This is a genomic window from Kitasatospora sp. NPDC094015 (assembly GCF_040304075.1).
GTDB lineage: Bacteria > Actinomycetota > Actinomycetes > Streptomycetales > Streptomycetaceae > Kitasatospora.
The window spans coordinates 1-15,015 of the sequence record NZ_JBEOUL010000061.1 but is presented as its reverse complement, the minus strand read 5'-3'; the positions used below and the strand labels follow the sequence as shown (position 1 = coordinate 15,015).

Below are 15,015 nucleotides of genomic sequence, written 5' to 3'. Positions count from 1 at the left end.
GTCCTGCTGGTCGAGGACGACATGGCCGACGCCATGCTGATCGAGGAGGCCCTGACCGACCGGGGGGCCCGCAACCTCGTTCAGGTCACCGACGGCGTCGCCGCGCTGGAACACCTGCGCGCGCCCGGCAGCGTCCGCCCCGACCTGATCGTGCTCGACCTCAACATGCCCCGGATGAACGGCCGCGACCTGCTGAAGGTGCTGAAGAGCGACGAGGAGCTGCGGACCATCCCGGTGGTCGTCCTCACCACCTCCTCGGCGCCCGACGACGTCACCGGCGCGTACAGCAGCCACGCCAACGCGTACGTGACCAAGCCCGTCAACCTCGACGAGTTCGAGAAGGCCGTGCAGACCATCGACGCCTTCTACCTGGACACCGCCACCCGCCCGCCCCGCATCTGACGCCCCGCAGGACGGCAGGAAGAGCGTGCCCACAGGCACATCTCGGCCGCTGGCGGACCCGTCTCACCGCGACAGCGGCGTGTCGGGCTGCGACCAGTCATGATCGACAGGAAGTAGAGAGGCTTTCCGGCATCTCCGGACGCCGCAACCGCCGCGGCCGTGCCCGGGTCCTCGGTCTGCCGTTCGCCACCGTGGGCCGACTTTCGACGAGGCGGGTCAGCCCCTCCTCGGGCCGTCCCCGGTGCTGACCAAGTCAGCAGCACACCGACGCGCGGAGCCGCCCAGCAGGGTCAGCACGTGGCGCGCGACGACTTCCGCGCCCCTCTCCACCAGCCCCGCCACCTCGGTAGCACCCGGTCGATTCCTGGGACGGCCCGCATACCGGTCGGCCGTTCGCCGGACGCGCTGATGCGCGGTCGTCGGTCGCACCGAGGGCACCCACTTCGGGGCACAGGCCCCGACGGTCCGCATCCGACACGGAAGCGGAGCGAACGCCTCCGCAATGGATGCGAATCTGTGCGTCGATCGATCGATAGGTTTCACGGAATGCAGGGTTTGGTCCGTTCGACGACCGAAGTGGGTCTGGGATAAACGGAATTTCACTTTGAGGACCAGGGCCGGGTGAGCGTGAAATACGCCGATAGGTTGATGTCGTCGCCGCATCCGCGGCGCAGCCCCGGGGGCGGTTGCCCCCCGCTCCCGGGGCTCTCAACCGATCAAACGGAAAGCAGCGCAATGCTCGATCGATTCCCCGGAGGGCAGCGACTGCTGCCCTCCAAGGCGCTCCAAGTTAGCAGGATCTTCCGGCCCGACGCCGCTGCGTGCTCGTTCGGGCTAATCGACGTGCAGGCACGTTTGAGCGGGGTGGTGGCCGTCCCGTTCGCGATGTGGCTGGGCTCCGGGGACGGGCCGGTCGCACCGTCGCGAGCAGTCCTGGTGTTCGCGCTGGTCCAGCTCGCCGGTGGCGTCGTGCTCCACGTGCGGCGGGCGCTTTCCCGGTGACCTCGAGTGCGGTCCCCTGCGGGGGGCCGCACGCCAGGCCCTGATTCCGGAATCGGCGAGCAGCGGGCGGGATGTATGTGGTGGCACACCTCGGTCGGGATCTCCGGCTGTCCATCGGAGGGAACTGCGGGCCGCGCCGACGGATTTCGGCACGACTATCTGGCTTTCGTGCAGCTGTATGGGGGGCGGTACCGGCAGTACGCGCTGGCTCGGCTGACGGATGCGAGCCTGGGCGAGGAGGCCGTGGAGCAGACGCTCGCCTATCTCGCGGGCGGCTGGGACGCGGTGCTCCGGTGCCCGCAACCGATGGCGGCCTGCTGGGTGTTGCTGCGGCAGGTGGTGTCGGACCGGAGTCGGCGGGCGAGCCGCACCGACCGGCTGCACCGGGCGCTGCCCGACCCGGTGGCGGACGCAGCGGTGCTGCGCTACCGGCTGGGCCTTGACCCGAAGATCGCCGCGCACCTGATGGGGGTGGAGGAGTGGACGCTGCGGGCCGAGTTGCGCACCGCGGCCCGAATACTCGATCGCGGGTGACATGGGCGTGTGCCCGCGCCGTCACGCCGGGGTCTGCTTCTGTGCGCCCCTGGTGCGGCCGGGGGTAGCGTCACCTGCACGAATTCACCCGGGCTCGCCACGCTTCGCCACCTGCGCGCCACCATCACCCTTCGGGGGCATGGTGGCGTTCGGCGTGCCCGCCTACGATGGACCCCCAACAACCGCGGGAGCCCCCGGGGTTGTTTCGGCCACGGAAGGGGCACCGTGGGTAGCGGTTACGGGCATGGGCCCAGCCATGCCATCGACACATCCATCCCGAGCGCGGCGCGCATGTACGACCTGCTGCTGGGCGGGACGTTGAACTTCGAGGCCGACAAGCTCGCGTGCGAGGAACTCCTCCTCACGGCACCGAGCATCGGCGATCTGGCAGTCAACAACAGGTGGTTCCTGCAGCGGGTCGTACGTTTTCTCGCCCGCGAGTGCGGGATCAAGCAGTTCCTGGACCACGGGTCCGGGCTGCCGACCGAGCCCAACGTGCACCAGGTGGCGCAGGAGGTCTGGGGCGACGCCCGGGTCGCCTACGTCGACAACGACCCGATCGTGATCGCATATGGCCGGACCTCCTTGGACGTCAACTCCGGCACCAGGTTCATAGACGCCAACATGACCGACACCGACCGAATCATCGAGGAGGCATCCGCCGGCGGGTTCATCGACTTCACCCGGCCGGTCGCGGCCCTGTTCGTGTCCGTCATCCACTGCCTCAAGGATTCCGAGCAACCGGTCGAGATGATCCGGCGGCTGCGCGAGCACCTGGCCCCCGGCAGCTACCTGGTGATCTGCCAGCTCGTCAGCGATGACGAATCGGTTCGTCATGGCGTCACCGAGCTGATGCGGCGCGGCACCGAGGACCACTGGGGCCGGGTGCGAGAGCGCAAGGACGTACGCTCCCTCTTCGACGGCTTGACCGTGCTGCACCCCTACCTCGTCGACGTCACCCACTGGCGGCCGGACTCCGAGCTGCGCAGGCCGCAGAAAACCCACGAGGTGATCGAGTTCGGGGGCGTGGCCCGCGTGTGACGCGATCAGCCGAGGTGCCGCCGCCGGGCGGCGTGGAGCATGCTCGTGCTCTCCCGCCGGTCGGCCGTCTCGGCGAGCAGCATGATCATCGTGGTCTGGTAGTGGTCGAAGGACGGACCGTCCTTCTCCGTCTCCTCGACTTGGTCGCCCTTGGCGAAGTACCGCCCGCTCTCGTCGCTCTCCAGGTAGATGAGATCGGGCAGCCCTGTACCGCGGTCGAAGGCCAGACGCGTGAAGGAAGCGATGTTTCCCGCAATGGCCGGGTCGCTGCTGAACGGGACGATCCGGATCTCGATCCGCGGGTCCTCGCCCAACCGCAGGAGATGGTCGATCTGCTCGACCATGACTCCCGGCCCGCCCATGCAGCGGTGGAGGGCCCCTTCGTCGAGGAGGAACACCGACCTGGGCGGGTCGGCAAAGTACCTGTCCTGCCGCCCGGACCTGAGCGCGAGACGCTCCTTGATCGCAGCCGCATCGGCCCTGCGCCGGCCACCGGTCATCAGCGCGTACGAATAGGCGGGCGTCTGGAGAAGGCCCGGAACGAGTTTCAACTCGTACGTCCACAGCGCCGACGCCGCCGGCTCGAGCCCCACCAGGTGCGCCATGAACGGCGGGACCTGCACCCCGGCCTTCGCCCACCACGTCCGCTCCTTGGCCATCGCGGCGAGCATGATCAGCTGCGCCTCGACCTTGGGGGAGAGCTTGTAGAGCAGGGCAAGGTCCTCGACATCGCGGCGCTTGGGGACGATCTCGGCGCGCTCCAGTCGGGACAGCTTCGGGCCGGAGAAGTCGAGGGCCTTCGCCGCCGTGGTCTGGTTCAGCCCAGCCCCCTGGCGGCACGCACGCAGAAGGGCCCCGAGCAGGACGTGGGCCATCGTCGGGTTGCACGCCGGATCGGCGCCCGCCCGGAAGAGCGGCACAATGTTGCTTGCCGCGGATGCGTCGAGATCGCGTGACACGCGGACCCCTTCAGAAGACCAGCCTTGTCGGTCGCATCTTCTCACGAACAGGGGCCCGCGTGTCGGCTTCTGATATTCCTACAGGAATATCAGATCTTCAGCAGGTGATCGAATTCCCCGCCCTTTGCGCCGTGCAGGAACGCCGCGAACTCGCCGGGCGTGAACAGCAGCGCGGGCCCTGCCGGATCCGTCGAGTTGCGGAACGCCACCCGCCCCGCACCCACCCCTGCCAACTCCACGCACTGTCCGACCTGCGCGCTGGCGCGGCTCTTCACCCAGCCCTCGGCGATCTCCGTCGCAGGCATCCCGTTGCGGTAGTCCATGACAACCAGCCCTCTCCGTGTTCGAGCATTTCCGATCGTCAGAAAAGTACGATCGGAACCCCAGGTGCGCAGGTCACCGCCCCGCGAAATTGCATTCTGCAATTTCACCGCCTGGAGCACTGGAATAGTAGCCGCCGAAATTCGAACAAAGGGCCCGCCGAATGGGTGACGCGCCCAGGCGTCGCGCACCTCCGCCCACCAGCACGCAGCGCGCTCGGCCGGTGACGAACAACTCCGTCCCCCGCCCGCGCGGGCACCGGCGGGCCGCGGGTCGGTCGGCGGTCTGCCCCAGCGAGGTACGCGGCTTTCGGCGGCGAGGAGGTCGAAGGCCGCCGCGCGGCGGGATCCGCGCCGACGAGGCGGTGCGCACCCACGAGAAGGTGGTGAAGGAGGAAGAGGCGGCCGGTCAGGACGGCAGCGAAGACGAGAGCGAGCCTGAGCCGGCCCGCCGTTGGCCGGTGGGTGCCGCCTCCCGTTCGGGGCCCGGCGGGATCAGCCGGGCGATGCCACCGCACAGCAACTCCAGGCTCGCGGCGAACTGCGCCTCCTGGTCGTGCGCCGCGGCGGCCAGCGTCCGGGGGAAGCGTCGGCGCAGCTCGGCGACCTCCTCGGGGCCGACCGGTGCGGCGGGTGGTTCGCTCTGTTCCTGGAGCACGTAGCCGGTGACGTGGCTCAGCACCGTGTCGGCGGCGGTGCCGCACTCCTGCGGGGGCAGGCCGGCTTCGGCGAGGGTTTCGAGCAGGCGCTCCATCACCGACAGCGCTCCGGCGCTCAGCGTCTTCGGGCTGCCGGCGAACATCATCGCCCCGCCGGGGTGGCGGCTGATGCTCCGCCGCAGGGCCGTGGCCTGGGCCACCACCCGGGCCTGCCAGCCGGCGGCCGGGTCGAGCGCGGCCAGCGCCGCGGTGCCGGCGTCGTACGCCTCCCGGGCCACCCGGTCGGCCAGCAACTGGAGCAGCGCAGCCTCGAGCGGCCGTCGTGCAGGTGCAGGGTCATCGTCATCAGGGCGATCTGGTCCCCCATCGCCGACAGCCCGTACGCCGATGCGATCACCGACAGCCCCACCCGCCCACGTGCTCCCATCCCCCGATGCTGCCCGCCACCAACCGCCCGCACAGCCGGTTCACGACAACTCGCGGTGCACTGCGAAGGGTTGGCGGCCATGGGGGCTGTGCTGGAAATCCCGCCCCAGGGGCGGGAATGGATCAGCCCGGGCCACGGTTCCATGCACTGGACACCAGAACTTCAGATCTTTGGTGTTAAAGTTCTGGAGATCGATCTACAAGGGGGATCCATGACCCAGCCCAACCGGACCATCCTCATCGACGACGAGGTCTTCGCGTTTCTCCAGCGCCACAGCGAGCCGCTGGTGGATTCGCCGAACGACGTGCTGCGCCGGCTGCTGCTCGGCGGCGCGCAGCCCGCGGATCCTGCGGGCTCCCGCAGCACGGGCGCGCTGATGCCCTTCATCGAGGCCGGCCTGATCGCGCCGGGCGACGCCCTGCACCACACGCAGGTCCGGCTGAAGGCCACCCACACCGCGAGGGTCACCGCGGACGGCTGGATCGAGATCCCCGACGGCCGTGCTTTCCGCCTGCCGTCCCCGGCGCTGAAGGCCCAGGTCGGCTACGACGTGAACGGGTGGGGCCAGTACGTCCACACCGAGAGCGGCCGGCCGCTGCAGTCCATGCGCAAACAACTCGGGCTCTGACCCCAATAACCATCACGACGGAGCGGAGCTGCAGGAGGAGACGCTGGTGCAAAAGGGGGACGCGGTGCCGCAGGCGCTGTCGCGCGCGGAGAGCGGGGAGGTCCTGTCCGGGACGATCCTTCCCGCCTGGACCCGGGGTGCGGTGCCGCAGGAGCGGCCGGTGGCGCTGCTCGTCACGGGCCCGCCCGGCAGCGGGAAGAGCACCCTCGCCGATTTGCTGCTGCCCGTCCTCGACCGGCGCGGCCAAGCGGTGCGGGTGGGCGCCGACCTCTACAAGGCGGTGCACCGGCACTACGAGGCGCTGCTGGCGCAGGACGTGCGAACGGCAGGCGCCGGCGTCCGCGTGGACACTCGCCGGTGGCAGACGGCGGTGGAGGCGCACGTGCGCGCCCACCGGCTGGACGCGGTGGTGGAGACGGCGTTCGCCGACCCGCAGGAGGCCCGCGCCCAGGCGGTGGCCTACCGGGCGGCCGGCCACCGGGTCGAGGTGGTCGCCCTTGCGTGCGCCCTGGCCTGGAGCCAGCTCGGAGTGCTGGAGCGCTATCTCGGTGACGGCGAGGGCTCCGGCCGGTGGGTGTCCTGGGCCAACCACGACCGGTGCGCGAGCCAGCTGGCCCGCACCCTGGACCTGCTGGAGTCCGAGCACCTGGTCGACCGGATCACGGTGGTGCGCCGCGGCCTGGAGTTCCTGTACGGCAACGAGCTCGTCGACGGAACGTGGACGAGCGCGCCCGGCGCGGGGCGGGCGGTGGAGGCGGAGCGGGCCCGGTGGTGGGACGCGGTGGAGACCGCGTCCTTCCGCCGGTCCCTGGCGGGCGCGGAGCGCACCCTGGTGCGGGCGGAGACCCGGTTGCCGGCCGACCAGGTGCTTGCCGTCGTCCGGGACGCGGAGCGGTGCGCGGCGCTGGCCGAGCCGGTGCGGCGCACCGCCCAGCCGATCGCCACCCCGCCCGGCGTGGACTACCACCGGCTGTCCACCGACGAACACGAGTGGACCTTCCACAACCTGGTCGTGCCCGGCCTCGGGCCGATCGTGCCGCAGGAGCGGCCCGTCGTCGTCTACGTCATGGGGGCACCCGGCGCCGGCAAGACCCAGGCGGCGCGCCTGGTCCACCGGGCGATGCGCGAACGGCAGCCGGTGGGTATCTCCGGCGGCATGTTCAAGGCGGCCCACCCGGACTACTTCCGGCTGCTGCGCGAGCACCCGCGCACCGCCTCCGCGCGGATCCGCGCGGACTACAAGGCCTGGCAGGCCCGCGCCGAGGCGCTGGTGCGCGAGCGGCGCGCGAACGCGGTGATCGAGATCGCCCCGGGCAGCGCCGCCGAGTTCCTCGACGCCGCCGCCGCGTGGCGCCGGGCCGGATACCGCGTCGAGCTGCTGGTGCTGGACGTCCGCGCACCCGACAGCCGCCAGGGCACCGCCCTGCGCTACGCCGAGGTCAGCCGCAGCGGCATCCGGCCCGGCCGGTTCACCACCCCCGCCGGGCACGACCGCTGCCTGGCCGCGGTGCTGGAGTGCGTCCGAGCCGCCGAGGAGCACCACCTGGTGGACCGCATCGGCGTGGTGCGGCGTGATGGCACCGCGGTGTTCGGCAACTCGCTCGGCCCCGACGGCCGGTGGAACGGGCCCACCGGGGCCGCAGCCGCCGTCCGGGCCGGGCAGGGCCGGCGCTACACCGAGCCGGAGGCACGTCGCTTCCTCGCCCATCAGCGTGAGCTGCGCGCTGCTCTGCCGCAGTACCGGCGGGAGGTCGACGCGATCACCCGGCTCGCCTGGCCGCTGCTGCCGCCAGCCCTCCAGCCCCGCCGGCTCGCCTACGCCCCGCCCGCCGCGCTCCCGGCCAAGCGCTCCTACTCGCCGGTGATCTCGCCGAGCCGGACGTCGTAGTCGGCCTCGATCCGCGCCAGCTGCGCCGCGGTGGCGTGCGGCAGGTCGCGCAGCGTCGTGGTGCAGGCTGCGCGCTCGGCCAGGAGGTGCTGAACGCGGTCGGGGTCGGGGTCGGGGCACCGGCGCTCCGCGTGGATCTGCTCGGCGTACCAGGCCGTGAGCGTCTCGATCTTCTCCGCGATCCGGGCGAGGGCGCCGTCGTCGTGGGTGGGGCCGGGATCCTGCACGGGTGGACCGCCTCGTTCTCGAAAAGTGCGCACGCCAGGGTGTCCTGACAGGTCGGAGCCTACGCCGTCGACCGGTTCCGGCTGCCCGGTGGCTCTGTACGCAACTCGTGAACAAAGCCACCCCGGGCCGCTGTGGGCGGTGAGGGCGTAGGTTGATGACCAGTCACATCTTCAGGGGGAGTCGTCGATGGCGGGGCGGGATCTGCGGGCGCTGTTCGGCTCGAACGACCCGGCGCTGGGCGCCGAGGAGGCGTTCACCAACCGGGAGGGCCAGTGGGCGCAGGTCGCGGCCGCGCTCGGCGAGCACCTGGCCCGGCTGGCCGCGCCAGGCTTCGACGTCCAGGACCTGGAGGCGGCGCGGCGCAACGTGCTGGTCTTCCACGGCATCGGCGGGGTCGGCAAGACCACGCTGTCGAGGAAGCTGGAGGCCTCGCTCACCGCGGCCGAGTCCCGGCCCACGCAGTGGGGCGAGCCCACCTGGCCAGCGGCTCCCGGCCTGCTGCCGGTGCGCATCGACCTCGCCCGCTCCGCCGGGATGGACTTCGAGCGGCTCGTCCTCACCCTGCGCCTGGCGTTCGCCGGCCTGGACCGGGCGCTGCCCGCGTTCGACCTGGCGCTCGTCAGGTACTGGGAGCACAACCACCCGGGCGAGAGCCTGGAGGAGTACCTGCGGCGCGCAGGTCTGGTGAGCCGCATGGCGAAGGCGCTGCCCGGCCAGGTGCAAGAGGCGCTGTCGAAGGTCGCGGAGGAGCTCGCGCTCCCGGGCGTGGTCGGCTCGACGGTCGGGCAGGTCACCACCGCCGTGGTGCGGGCGGTGCGCGAGCGCCGCGCCACCGCCCGGGCGCTGGCCGGCTGCCCGCGGCTGGCGGACCTGCTGGAGGCGGAGCCGGACCTTCAGGCGCTGTCCTTCTACCCGCACCTGCTCGCCTACGAGATCGACCGGCTGCCCACGAAGAAGGCCGTCGTGCCGGTGGTGCTGCTGGACACCTTCGAGGACACCGGCGACCGTACCCACCGGGAGCTGGAACGCCTCATCCAGCGGGTGGTGTGGCTGATGCCGAACGCCCTGTTCGTCATCACCGGCCGCAGCCGGCTGCAGTGGGCCGACCCCGCGCTGCAGGGCCAGCTCGACTACACCGGGCCCGCCGCCTGGCCGGACCTCGCCGCGCACATCCCCGCCACCCGCACCCCCGCACCCACTACCCCGACCGGCGCGGTCGGCACCGGGCCGGCCGGCGCGGGGAGGGTGGCCGACCGGCAGGTCCTGATCGGCGACTTCAGCCCCGAGGACTGCGAGGACTACCTCGCCCGCCGCCTCACCACCGACGGCCGGCCCGTCATCGGCGACGACCTGCGCCGAGTCATCACCGCCCGCTCCCACGGCCTGCCGCTGTTCCTCGACCTCGCCGTCATGCGGTTCCTGGAGATCCGCCGCACCCGCACCCCCGAGCCGGCCGACTTCGACCACGACTTCCCCGCCCTGATCGCCCGCACCCTCCAGGACCTCACCCCCGACGAACGCCACGTCCTGCGCGCCGTCTCCCTGCTCGACGCCTTCGACACCGCGCTCGCCACCGCCGCGGCCGGCCAGACCCACCAGGCCGCCGCCCTGCGCCTGACCGAGCGGCCCTTCGTCCGCGAGAACCCCCTCGCACCCTGGCCCTACCACCTGCACGCCGTGGTGCGCTCCACCATCCGCCGGGCCGACGACCACACCGACGACCGCTGGTCCGACCAGGACTGGGCCAACGCCGCGCACCGGGCCTTCGACGCGCTCGGCGACCAGTGGGCCACCACCCCCGGCGCCGGCCGCCACCTCCTGGTCGCCTGCCTGCGCCAAGGCCTCGCGCTCGCCCGCGACCACCGGCTCGACCTCGGCTGGCTCACCGCCGCCACCTGGGCGTACGTCTCGGACTCCGTGTGGGAGCCCCTCGTCCTGGCCGCCACCGGCGACGGCCGGGAGCCCACCGGCGCCGTGCCGGCCACGGCCTCGGACGCGCTGGCCGAGACGCTGGGCGCCCTCGCCCGCCGCCAGCACGAGCACCGCTCCGCAACCATCCGGCGCCTTGCCGCCGTCGTCGACACCCACCTGCTGCCCGACGAACTCCAGCACCTCGCCGTCTACTACCTCGCCAAGGCGCAGCGGGACCTGGGCCACCGCGCGGACTCCCGGCGCGGCATGCAGCTCGTCGCGGACGGCGGCGGCCGGCTCGCCCCGGCCGCCCGGCGCGGCCTGGTCCACCTCGCCCGCCTGGCCGGCGACTTCCCCGCCGCGCACGCCGCAGCGCAGGGCCTGGGCTGGAAGGGGCGGCAGCACCGCGTCGAGGGCGACATCCTGTGGCCCCACGGCGACATGGAGCGCGCCGCCGGCGCCTACCTGGCCGCCCGCACCGACGCCGAGCAGCACGCTGTCGCCGGCGAGCGCGCCACCGCCCAGGCCCAGCGCGGGTTCGTCCTCGCCTTCACCGACCCGCGAGCGGCCTGCGACGAGATCGACCTCGCCGAACAGCTCCTCGCAGGGCTCGACCTGCGCGCCACCGCGCTGACCGTCCGCACCGCGGCCCTCGTCCGCGACGCCGGCCACGACCACGTCGAGGACCGCATCCAGGTGCTGCGCGCCGAGGCCCTCACCGCCGGGATCGCCGCCGCCCAGGTGAACGTCGAACTCGCCGCCGCCTTCCACCACGCCGTCCGCGGCGACGATCCGGCGCTCGCCGCGACCCAGGCCCGGCTGCGCGTCCTCACCCGCGCCGGCGACCACGCCTACTACACCGACCTCGCCCACCGCATGGCCGGCCAACACCCGGACGCGCCCTCCGGCACCCGCTGGCTCGACAGCGAGGAGACGGTGCGCGCCAGGTGGCGGGCGCTGGTCACCGCCCGACAGCACCTGGTGCCGCCCAGCTGACGGGCCGGTCCGGCGCGCGGTGTGGTCAGTCTGCGTCCGCCGGCGGGACGACCCACAGGTCGGCCGGCTCGCGCACCACCAGGTAGGCGGGTTCGACACCCAGACCCGATTTGAACGCCTCCACATCCCCACCGGCCGTCAGGAAGCCCCGGATGACGACCCGACCGGTCCGCACGTCGACGACCTCCCGAAACTCCGAGGCGCCGGCGCCGGTGGTCGACGACGCGCGCTGCTCGTACCCGTAGCGGGCACGGACGACGTCGAGGCGCTCAACACAGGCGTGCTGGAACTCCGGGCTCGGCTGCCCGTCCGTTCCTTCGTGGAACTCCACCGCGATCCAGCCGAGCTCCTCGGCCCCCGGCTCCCGCACCGCGGGTGGGACCGGTCGGGCGGACATCCGGGCCGCCGCCAGGTCGGCCAGCAGCGCGGAAAGGGACTCGGCGGGACCCGAGATCGTGAGGGTGAAGGTGCCTGTGACCGTCATGGCCAGACCGTAGCGGCGGGGTACGACACCGGCCGCGGCGGTCAGTCGGCCCGCAGGATCCGGGAGACGTAGATGCGCGGCGGGTGCACGTCCTCGTTCACCGCGTACTCCACCAGCCCCAGGTCCCGGTTCAGCGGCGCCGAGTGCATCCCCGGCCGGCCCGGAACCGGCATGCTCAGATACGGGAACGGGTTCTCGCGCAGGTCCACGACGAAGGCGACGACCGCCGAGAACACATCGGCCGGCGTTCCCGGATCCCCGAGGAACTCCTCCACCACCGGGGAGAAGCTGATCGGGTCGTCGTCCTCCGGGAACTCGTCGTAGTCGCTCACAGGGCCCCGAGCCGGCGCAGAACCGCGGACGCCGACACCCCGGGCGCCGTGCCGGCCTGCACCGCGGCGTGGATCCGGTCACCCTCCGGGTCCCGGTAGAGCTCCGCCCTCAGCCACCATCGCCGCAGCACACCGCCGATCGTCGCGTCGTCGGCCTCGCCCATCTCCCGGTAGAACTCCATCCGCTGCGCCGGCGGCAGAGCCGCGGCGACGGCGTCCTGGGTACGCGGGATCGGCACACTGCCGTCGTGGTGGCCGTGCAGTGGTGCTGCGCTCACCGAATCCTCCGGAGTCTCGTGCGGCGGGACCAGGTACCAGTGTCCCCCCTCGGCCGCCTAGGCCGGTACCGCCCCCGTTCCGATGTGCCGCGACGCGCTCAGTCGCATTCCTCCCGGCCGGGACCCCGACGAGGTCCGGGTCCCGGCCGGGGAGCGTGCCACCGATGTGTGCTCGCGGCCGCTGCTGTGCCGCTCGGACGGGGCGTCTCCGCTGGGCGGCAGGGCAGCCTGGCTCAGGGCCAGAGGCGGCGAACGGCGGCGCGCGCCTCGGTCACGGCTGCGGCGGAGAGCTCGAAGGCGGCATCGATGTCCCGGTCCGGCCACTGCAGGCGGAGAAGGCCTCCTCCGACGGGCAGGGGCCGCAACCAGTAGCCGAGGCGCCAGTTGGGGCCGTGCGAGCCGGCTCGGAGGGTCAGCATCGGGGCGGTCTCCGCAGGCGGCAGGGCCGGCTCGGGGTGCGGGCGGTTGTTGTGGAAGACCCGGCCGTCGGGAAGGTGCAGTGCCAGGTGGAGGCGGTCGGGTCCGGGGTGGCGTGCCTCGTGCATCAGGTTCTTGAGTTCCTCGGCGGCCTTCGCCGGTGTGTCGGTGGCGTTGAACCGGACCTCGAGCGCGATCTCCAGGCCGGTGGAGTACGCGATGACGCCGAACACCGTTACGGCGACCCGGTCGGTCGCGACCGTGAACGGGGGCCCGGGAACCGGGGCACCCACCTCGGCCGGCGCGGGCTCGACATCGTCGTCGTCCCCGCCGCCGCTCGCGATCAGAGCTTCCACGTTGCCACTCATCGCCGCTCCTCCCCGGGGTTCCGTGTGCCGCTCACAGGCAGTGGGCGTTCAACGTTGCGCTGGTGAAGGCGCCGGTATCGGTGGAGCCGCCGTAGACCACGGCGGTCACCAGGCGGGTGCGGTAGGCGTACGTCACGGGCGACGACGTGGGTGTGCGGCCCACCGAAGCGGAGCTTCCGCGGGCCGGCGGCAGAGCCCGTCCCTGGCGGTCAGACCGCGACCAGGTTTGGGCGGCCGGAAGCACGCGGGGGCTGCTTGCGGTACAGCGGCGCGGCGATGTCGGGAAGCCGGCCTTCTCGGACCTCCACGGCGGCCAGACGAAGCCCTTCCTCCATCTCCGCCTGGGAGGAGTACTTGGCGATGAAGGGGTGGAGCCGGTAGCTGTGGCCGCGGCCGTCGCCGCTGCGGATGACGAGGTTGCGGTCCACAAGGCACTTCATGCCGCGGCTGACCGCCGACTCCGCGAGACCAAGGCGTTCGGCCATCTCGACCTGGCTGTGCCTGACGTCGCCGCCGGGAAGCTGCAATTCGGACATGATGCCGAGTACAGCGATAGCCGACGGCGTCAGCTTCAGCCGGGGAATCATGCCGAGCACGCCGGAAGGGGTGATCTCCATGTGGTCCTCCTCAGCTTTCGCGGGCGAAGTCTTCGGGCCCGATGGTATCGGGGAACTCGGAGGCGAGCTTCTCCGCCCGAACAAGTGCCAGGACACCGTTCTGCTCGTCGCCGTTGCCACGGAAGCACAGCCGCGGGTTCACGTCGTACTGTCCGCGCCTGGTACGCCGCCGGATGTAGTTCAGCTCGCACAACCTGCCGATCGCGCTGTTCACGCTGCTGCGCGCGACGCCGAGCTCGGACGCCATCTCCACCTGCGTCTGGGCGATGTGGCCGCGGTTCTGCGAGCCCATCATGTGGAGGAGCACTGCGACCTCAACGGGGCTGAGGCGGTGCGCGACGATGCACCTCGCCAGAACCTTGGCCAAGAACCAGTTGCTGGTCAGGGAGTAGCCCATCGAGCCGGCCATGTCGTGCGCGGCGCGGCGCGGCCGGAACTTGACCGTAACTTCCTCGACGGCCGGAGCGGCGGCCTGCGTCGCGATATCCATCGCGAGCTGCTCACCGAACCGGTCGAGCATGCTGACGAGTTCAGGCTCAGCGGCGGAACGGACAGGTCGGCGCTTCGGTGTCGTTCCAGCGGATGAGGTCTGTCCCTCTGCTCGCACGCGCGCCTCCATCGAACGGATCGGTCGGCAGGACACTACAGGAACTTGCGAGTGGCTCGAAGTTTTGATGCGGCGAGTCGCAAGTCTTGTTCACGGCGTGCGACGGGCGCCGAGTAGATGCCTGGATCCGCTGTGAGGCCTGCGCATCGAACTTGCTGGATTCCGCAAGTTTCGACCGGTGCTGGGCGGGCCCAAGCGGGCGCGGGCGAGGCTCCTCGAAAGTTGGGGCCTACTGCAATCAGACTTGCGGATATCCGCATGTTTGTGTCGCCAAGTACGGACAGTGCAACGTGAAGTGTCCCGGGCCCGGGACACTTCACGTTGCGGAGGCAGGCAGGCGCCGAATGACGGCCCTGTGGAAAACTTTCATCCATCAGCAAATCTTGATGCGATGTGTCCCGAATCAGTGGGCACATCAAGGCATCCAGTGTCCGATAGGACCAGACACTGGGCTTTACAAACCAGCAGGTCAGAGGCCATATGGACCCTGCGGCCTCTTAATAAAGAGGCCGCAACCGTGCAACCCGGACCTACCACCCGGATACGGCTCGAGGCTGGCTCGATGACGGCCGTCCCCCTTCGGTGCTGGTAGCCGACTCGGCAGGTGTGCGACGATCACGGGCTGTCCGGGCGTCTGCAGCTGGTAGAACGGCCAGCCCTGGCTTGGTACCGGCGATGGACACTGGCTGGTCGTTCGTCAGGTGGGTGGTGACGTCAGCACCTGCTCGGCGGCGGGCAGACCGCGGTACCTGGTGCAGTACGGGGCGGCAGGTGGCCCCGCCAAGCAAGGACAACGGCCACCTTCTACTGGGCAACTGGACAGGTCGCGCCGCCTGCGGGGTGCTGGTCGGGGTCCGCAGCAGGTCGCGGATCCGGCCGAGGCCGACGGCGGCCTGCTGGTAGCCGTCGAACACCTG

General features: G+C 71.6%; 17 protein-coding genes. 7 read left to right on the top strand and 10 right to left on the bottom strand.

Annotated features, from left to right (window positions below):
- The 4 genes from ABT014_RS33840 to ABT014_RS33825 form a co-directional block, all read left to right on the top strand.
- A partial coding sequence (locus ABT014_RS33840; RefSeq protein ID WP_350643579.1) for a response regulator occupies window positions 1–402 on the top strand: 402 nt, incomplete at its 5' end.
- 843 nt (window positions 403–1,245) lie between these two features.
- Window positions 1,246–1,404 carry a hypothetical protein gene (locus ABT014_RS33835; protein ID WP_350643577.1) on the top strand — a complete coding sequence of 53 codons (159 nt, stop codon included), beginning with the start codon at window positions 1,246–1,248 and terminating at the stop codon, window positions 1,402–1,404.
- Between the two features lie 168 nt (window positions 1,405–1,572).
- Entirely contained in the window at window positions 1,573–1,938 is a 366-nt protein-coding gene (locus ABT014_RS33830) for a hypothetical protein (RefSeq protein WP_350643575.1), read from the top strand.
- Window positions 1,939–2,163: 225 nt separating this feature from the next.
- A complete protein-coding gene (locus ABT014_RS33825) occupies window positions 2,164–2,979 on the top strand; it encodes an SAM-dependent methyltransferase (RefSeq protein ID WP_350643573.1) in 816 nt (271 codons plus the stop codon).
- Between the two features lie 5 nt (window positions 2,980–2,984).
- Here the strand turns inward: ABT014_RS33825 and ABT014_RS33820 are convergent, their stop codons facing one another.
- The 3 genes from ABT014_RS33820 to ABT014_RS33810 all read right to left on the bottom strand — a co-directional run bounded on the left by ABT014_RS33820 (window position 2,985) and on the right by ABT014_RS33810 (window position 5,210).
- The gene (locus ABT014_RS33820; protein ID WP_350643571.1) at window positions 2,985–3,938 is read right to left on the bottom strand and encodes a helix-turn-helix domain-containing protein; all 954 of its coding nucleotides are present in this window, start codon (window positions 3,936–3,938) and stop codon (window positions 2,985–2,987) included.
- An 89-nt stretch (window positions 3,939–4,027) separates the two neighbouring features.
- Window positions 4,028–4,261 carry a DUF397 domain-containing protein gene (locus ABT014_RS33815; protein WP_350643569.1) on the bottom strand — a complete coding sequence of 78 codons (234 nt, stop codon included), beginning with the start codon at window positions 4,259–4,261 and terminating at the stop codon, window positions 4,028–4,030.
- A gap of 406 nt (window positions 4,262–4,667) precedes the next feature.
- Window positions 4,668–5,210 (bottom strand): TetR/AcrR family transcriptional regulator C-terminal domain-containing protein, encoded by a 543-nt coding sequence (locus tag ABT014_RS33810; RefSeq protein ID WP_350643567.1) that lies wholly within the window; start codon window positions 5,208–5,210, stop codon window positions 4,668–4,670.
- 345 nt (window positions 5,211–5,555) lie between these two features.
- Here ABT014_RS33810 and ABT014_RS33805 point away from each other — a divergent pair, with 345 nt between their 5' ends.
- Window positions 5,556–5,972, top strand: a complete 417-nt coding sequence (locus ABT014_RS33805) for a restriction system modified-DNA reader domain-containing protein (RefSeq protein WP_350643565.1) — start codon at window positions 5,556–5,558, stop codon at window positions 5,970–5,972.
- 46 nt (window positions 5,973–6,018) lie between these two features.
- Window positions 6,019–7,860 carry a zeta toxin family protein gene (locus tag ABT014_RS33800; protein ID WP_350643563.1) on the top strand — a complete coding sequence of 614 codons (1,842 nt, stop codon included), beginning with the start codon at window positions 6,019–6,021 and terminating at the stop codon, window positions 7,858–7,860.
- Here the strand turns inward: ABT014_RS33800 and ABT014_RS33795 are convergent.
- Window positions 7,824–8,087, bottom strand: coding sequence for a hypothetical protein (locus tag ABT014_RS33795; RefSeq protein WP_350643561.1), 264 nt, complete (start codon window positions 8,085–8,087; stop codon window positions 7,824–7,826). The genes ABT014_RS33800 and ABT014_RS33795 overlap by 37 nt on opposite strands.
- Before the next feature lie 187 nt (window positions 8,088–8,274).
- On the opposite strand from ABT014_RS33795, the gene ABT014_RS33790 reads away from it, so the two are divergent.
- Window positions 8,275–10,995, top strand: coding sequence for an ATP/GTP-binding protein (locus ABT014_RS33790; protein WP_350643559.1), 2,721 nt, complete (start codon window positions 8,275–8,277; stop codon window positions 10,993–10,995).
- Window positions 10,996–11,020: 25 nt separating this feature from the next.
- On the opposite strand, the gene ABT014_RS33785 is transcribed toward ABT014_RS33790, so the two are convergent.
- The 6 genes from ABT014_RS33785 to ABT014_RS33760 all read right to left on the bottom strand — a co-directional run bounded on the left by ABT014_RS33785 (window position 11,021) and on the right by ABT014_RS33760 (window position 14,011).
- On the bottom strand, window positions 11,021–11,479 hold the full coding sequence (locus ABT014_RS33785; protein ID WP_350643557.1) for a hypothetical protein: 459 nt from the start codon (window positions 11,477–11,479) through the stop codon (window positions 11,021–11,023).
- Between the two features lie 41 nt (window positions 11,480–11,520).
- Window positions 11,521–11,811, bottom strand: coding sequence for a hypothetical protein (locus tag ABT014_RS33780; RefSeq protein ID WP_350643555.1), 291 nt, complete (start codon window positions 11,809–11,811; stop codon window positions 11,521–11,523).
- Window positions 11,808–12,089 carry a hypothetical protein gene (locus tag ABT014_RS33775; RefSeq protein WP_350643553.1) on the bottom strand — a complete coding sequence of 94 codons (282 nt, stop codon included), beginning with the start codon at window positions 12,087–12,089 and terminating at the stop codon, window positions 11,808–11,810. Before ABT014_RS33775 ends, ABT014_RS33780 begins: the two co-directional genes overlap by 4 nt.
- A 233-nt stretch (window positions 12,090–12,322) precedes the next feature.
- A complete protein-coding gene (locus tag ABT014_RS33770; protein ID WP_350643551.1) occupies window positions 12,323–12,874 on the bottom strand; it encodes a hypothetical protein in 552 nt (183 codons plus the stop codon).
- 209 nt (window positions 12,875–13,083) lie between these two features.
- Window positions 13,084–13,491, bottom strand: a complete 408-nt coding sequence (locus ABT014_RS33765; RefSeq protein WP_350643549.1) for a winged helix-turn-helix domain-containing protein — start codon at window positions 13,489–13,491, stop codon at window positions 13,084–13,086.
- A 10-nt stretch (window positions 13,492–13,501) separates the two neighbouring features.
- Window positions 13,502–14,011 carry a MarR family transcriptional regulator gene (locus ABT014_RS33760; protein WP_350643547.1) on the bottom strand — a complete coding sequence of 170 codons (510 nt, stop codon included), beginning with the start codon at window positions 14,009–14,011 and terminating at the stop codon, window positions 13,502–13,504.
- Between the last annotated feature and the right edge of the window lie 1,004 nt (window positions 14,012–15,015).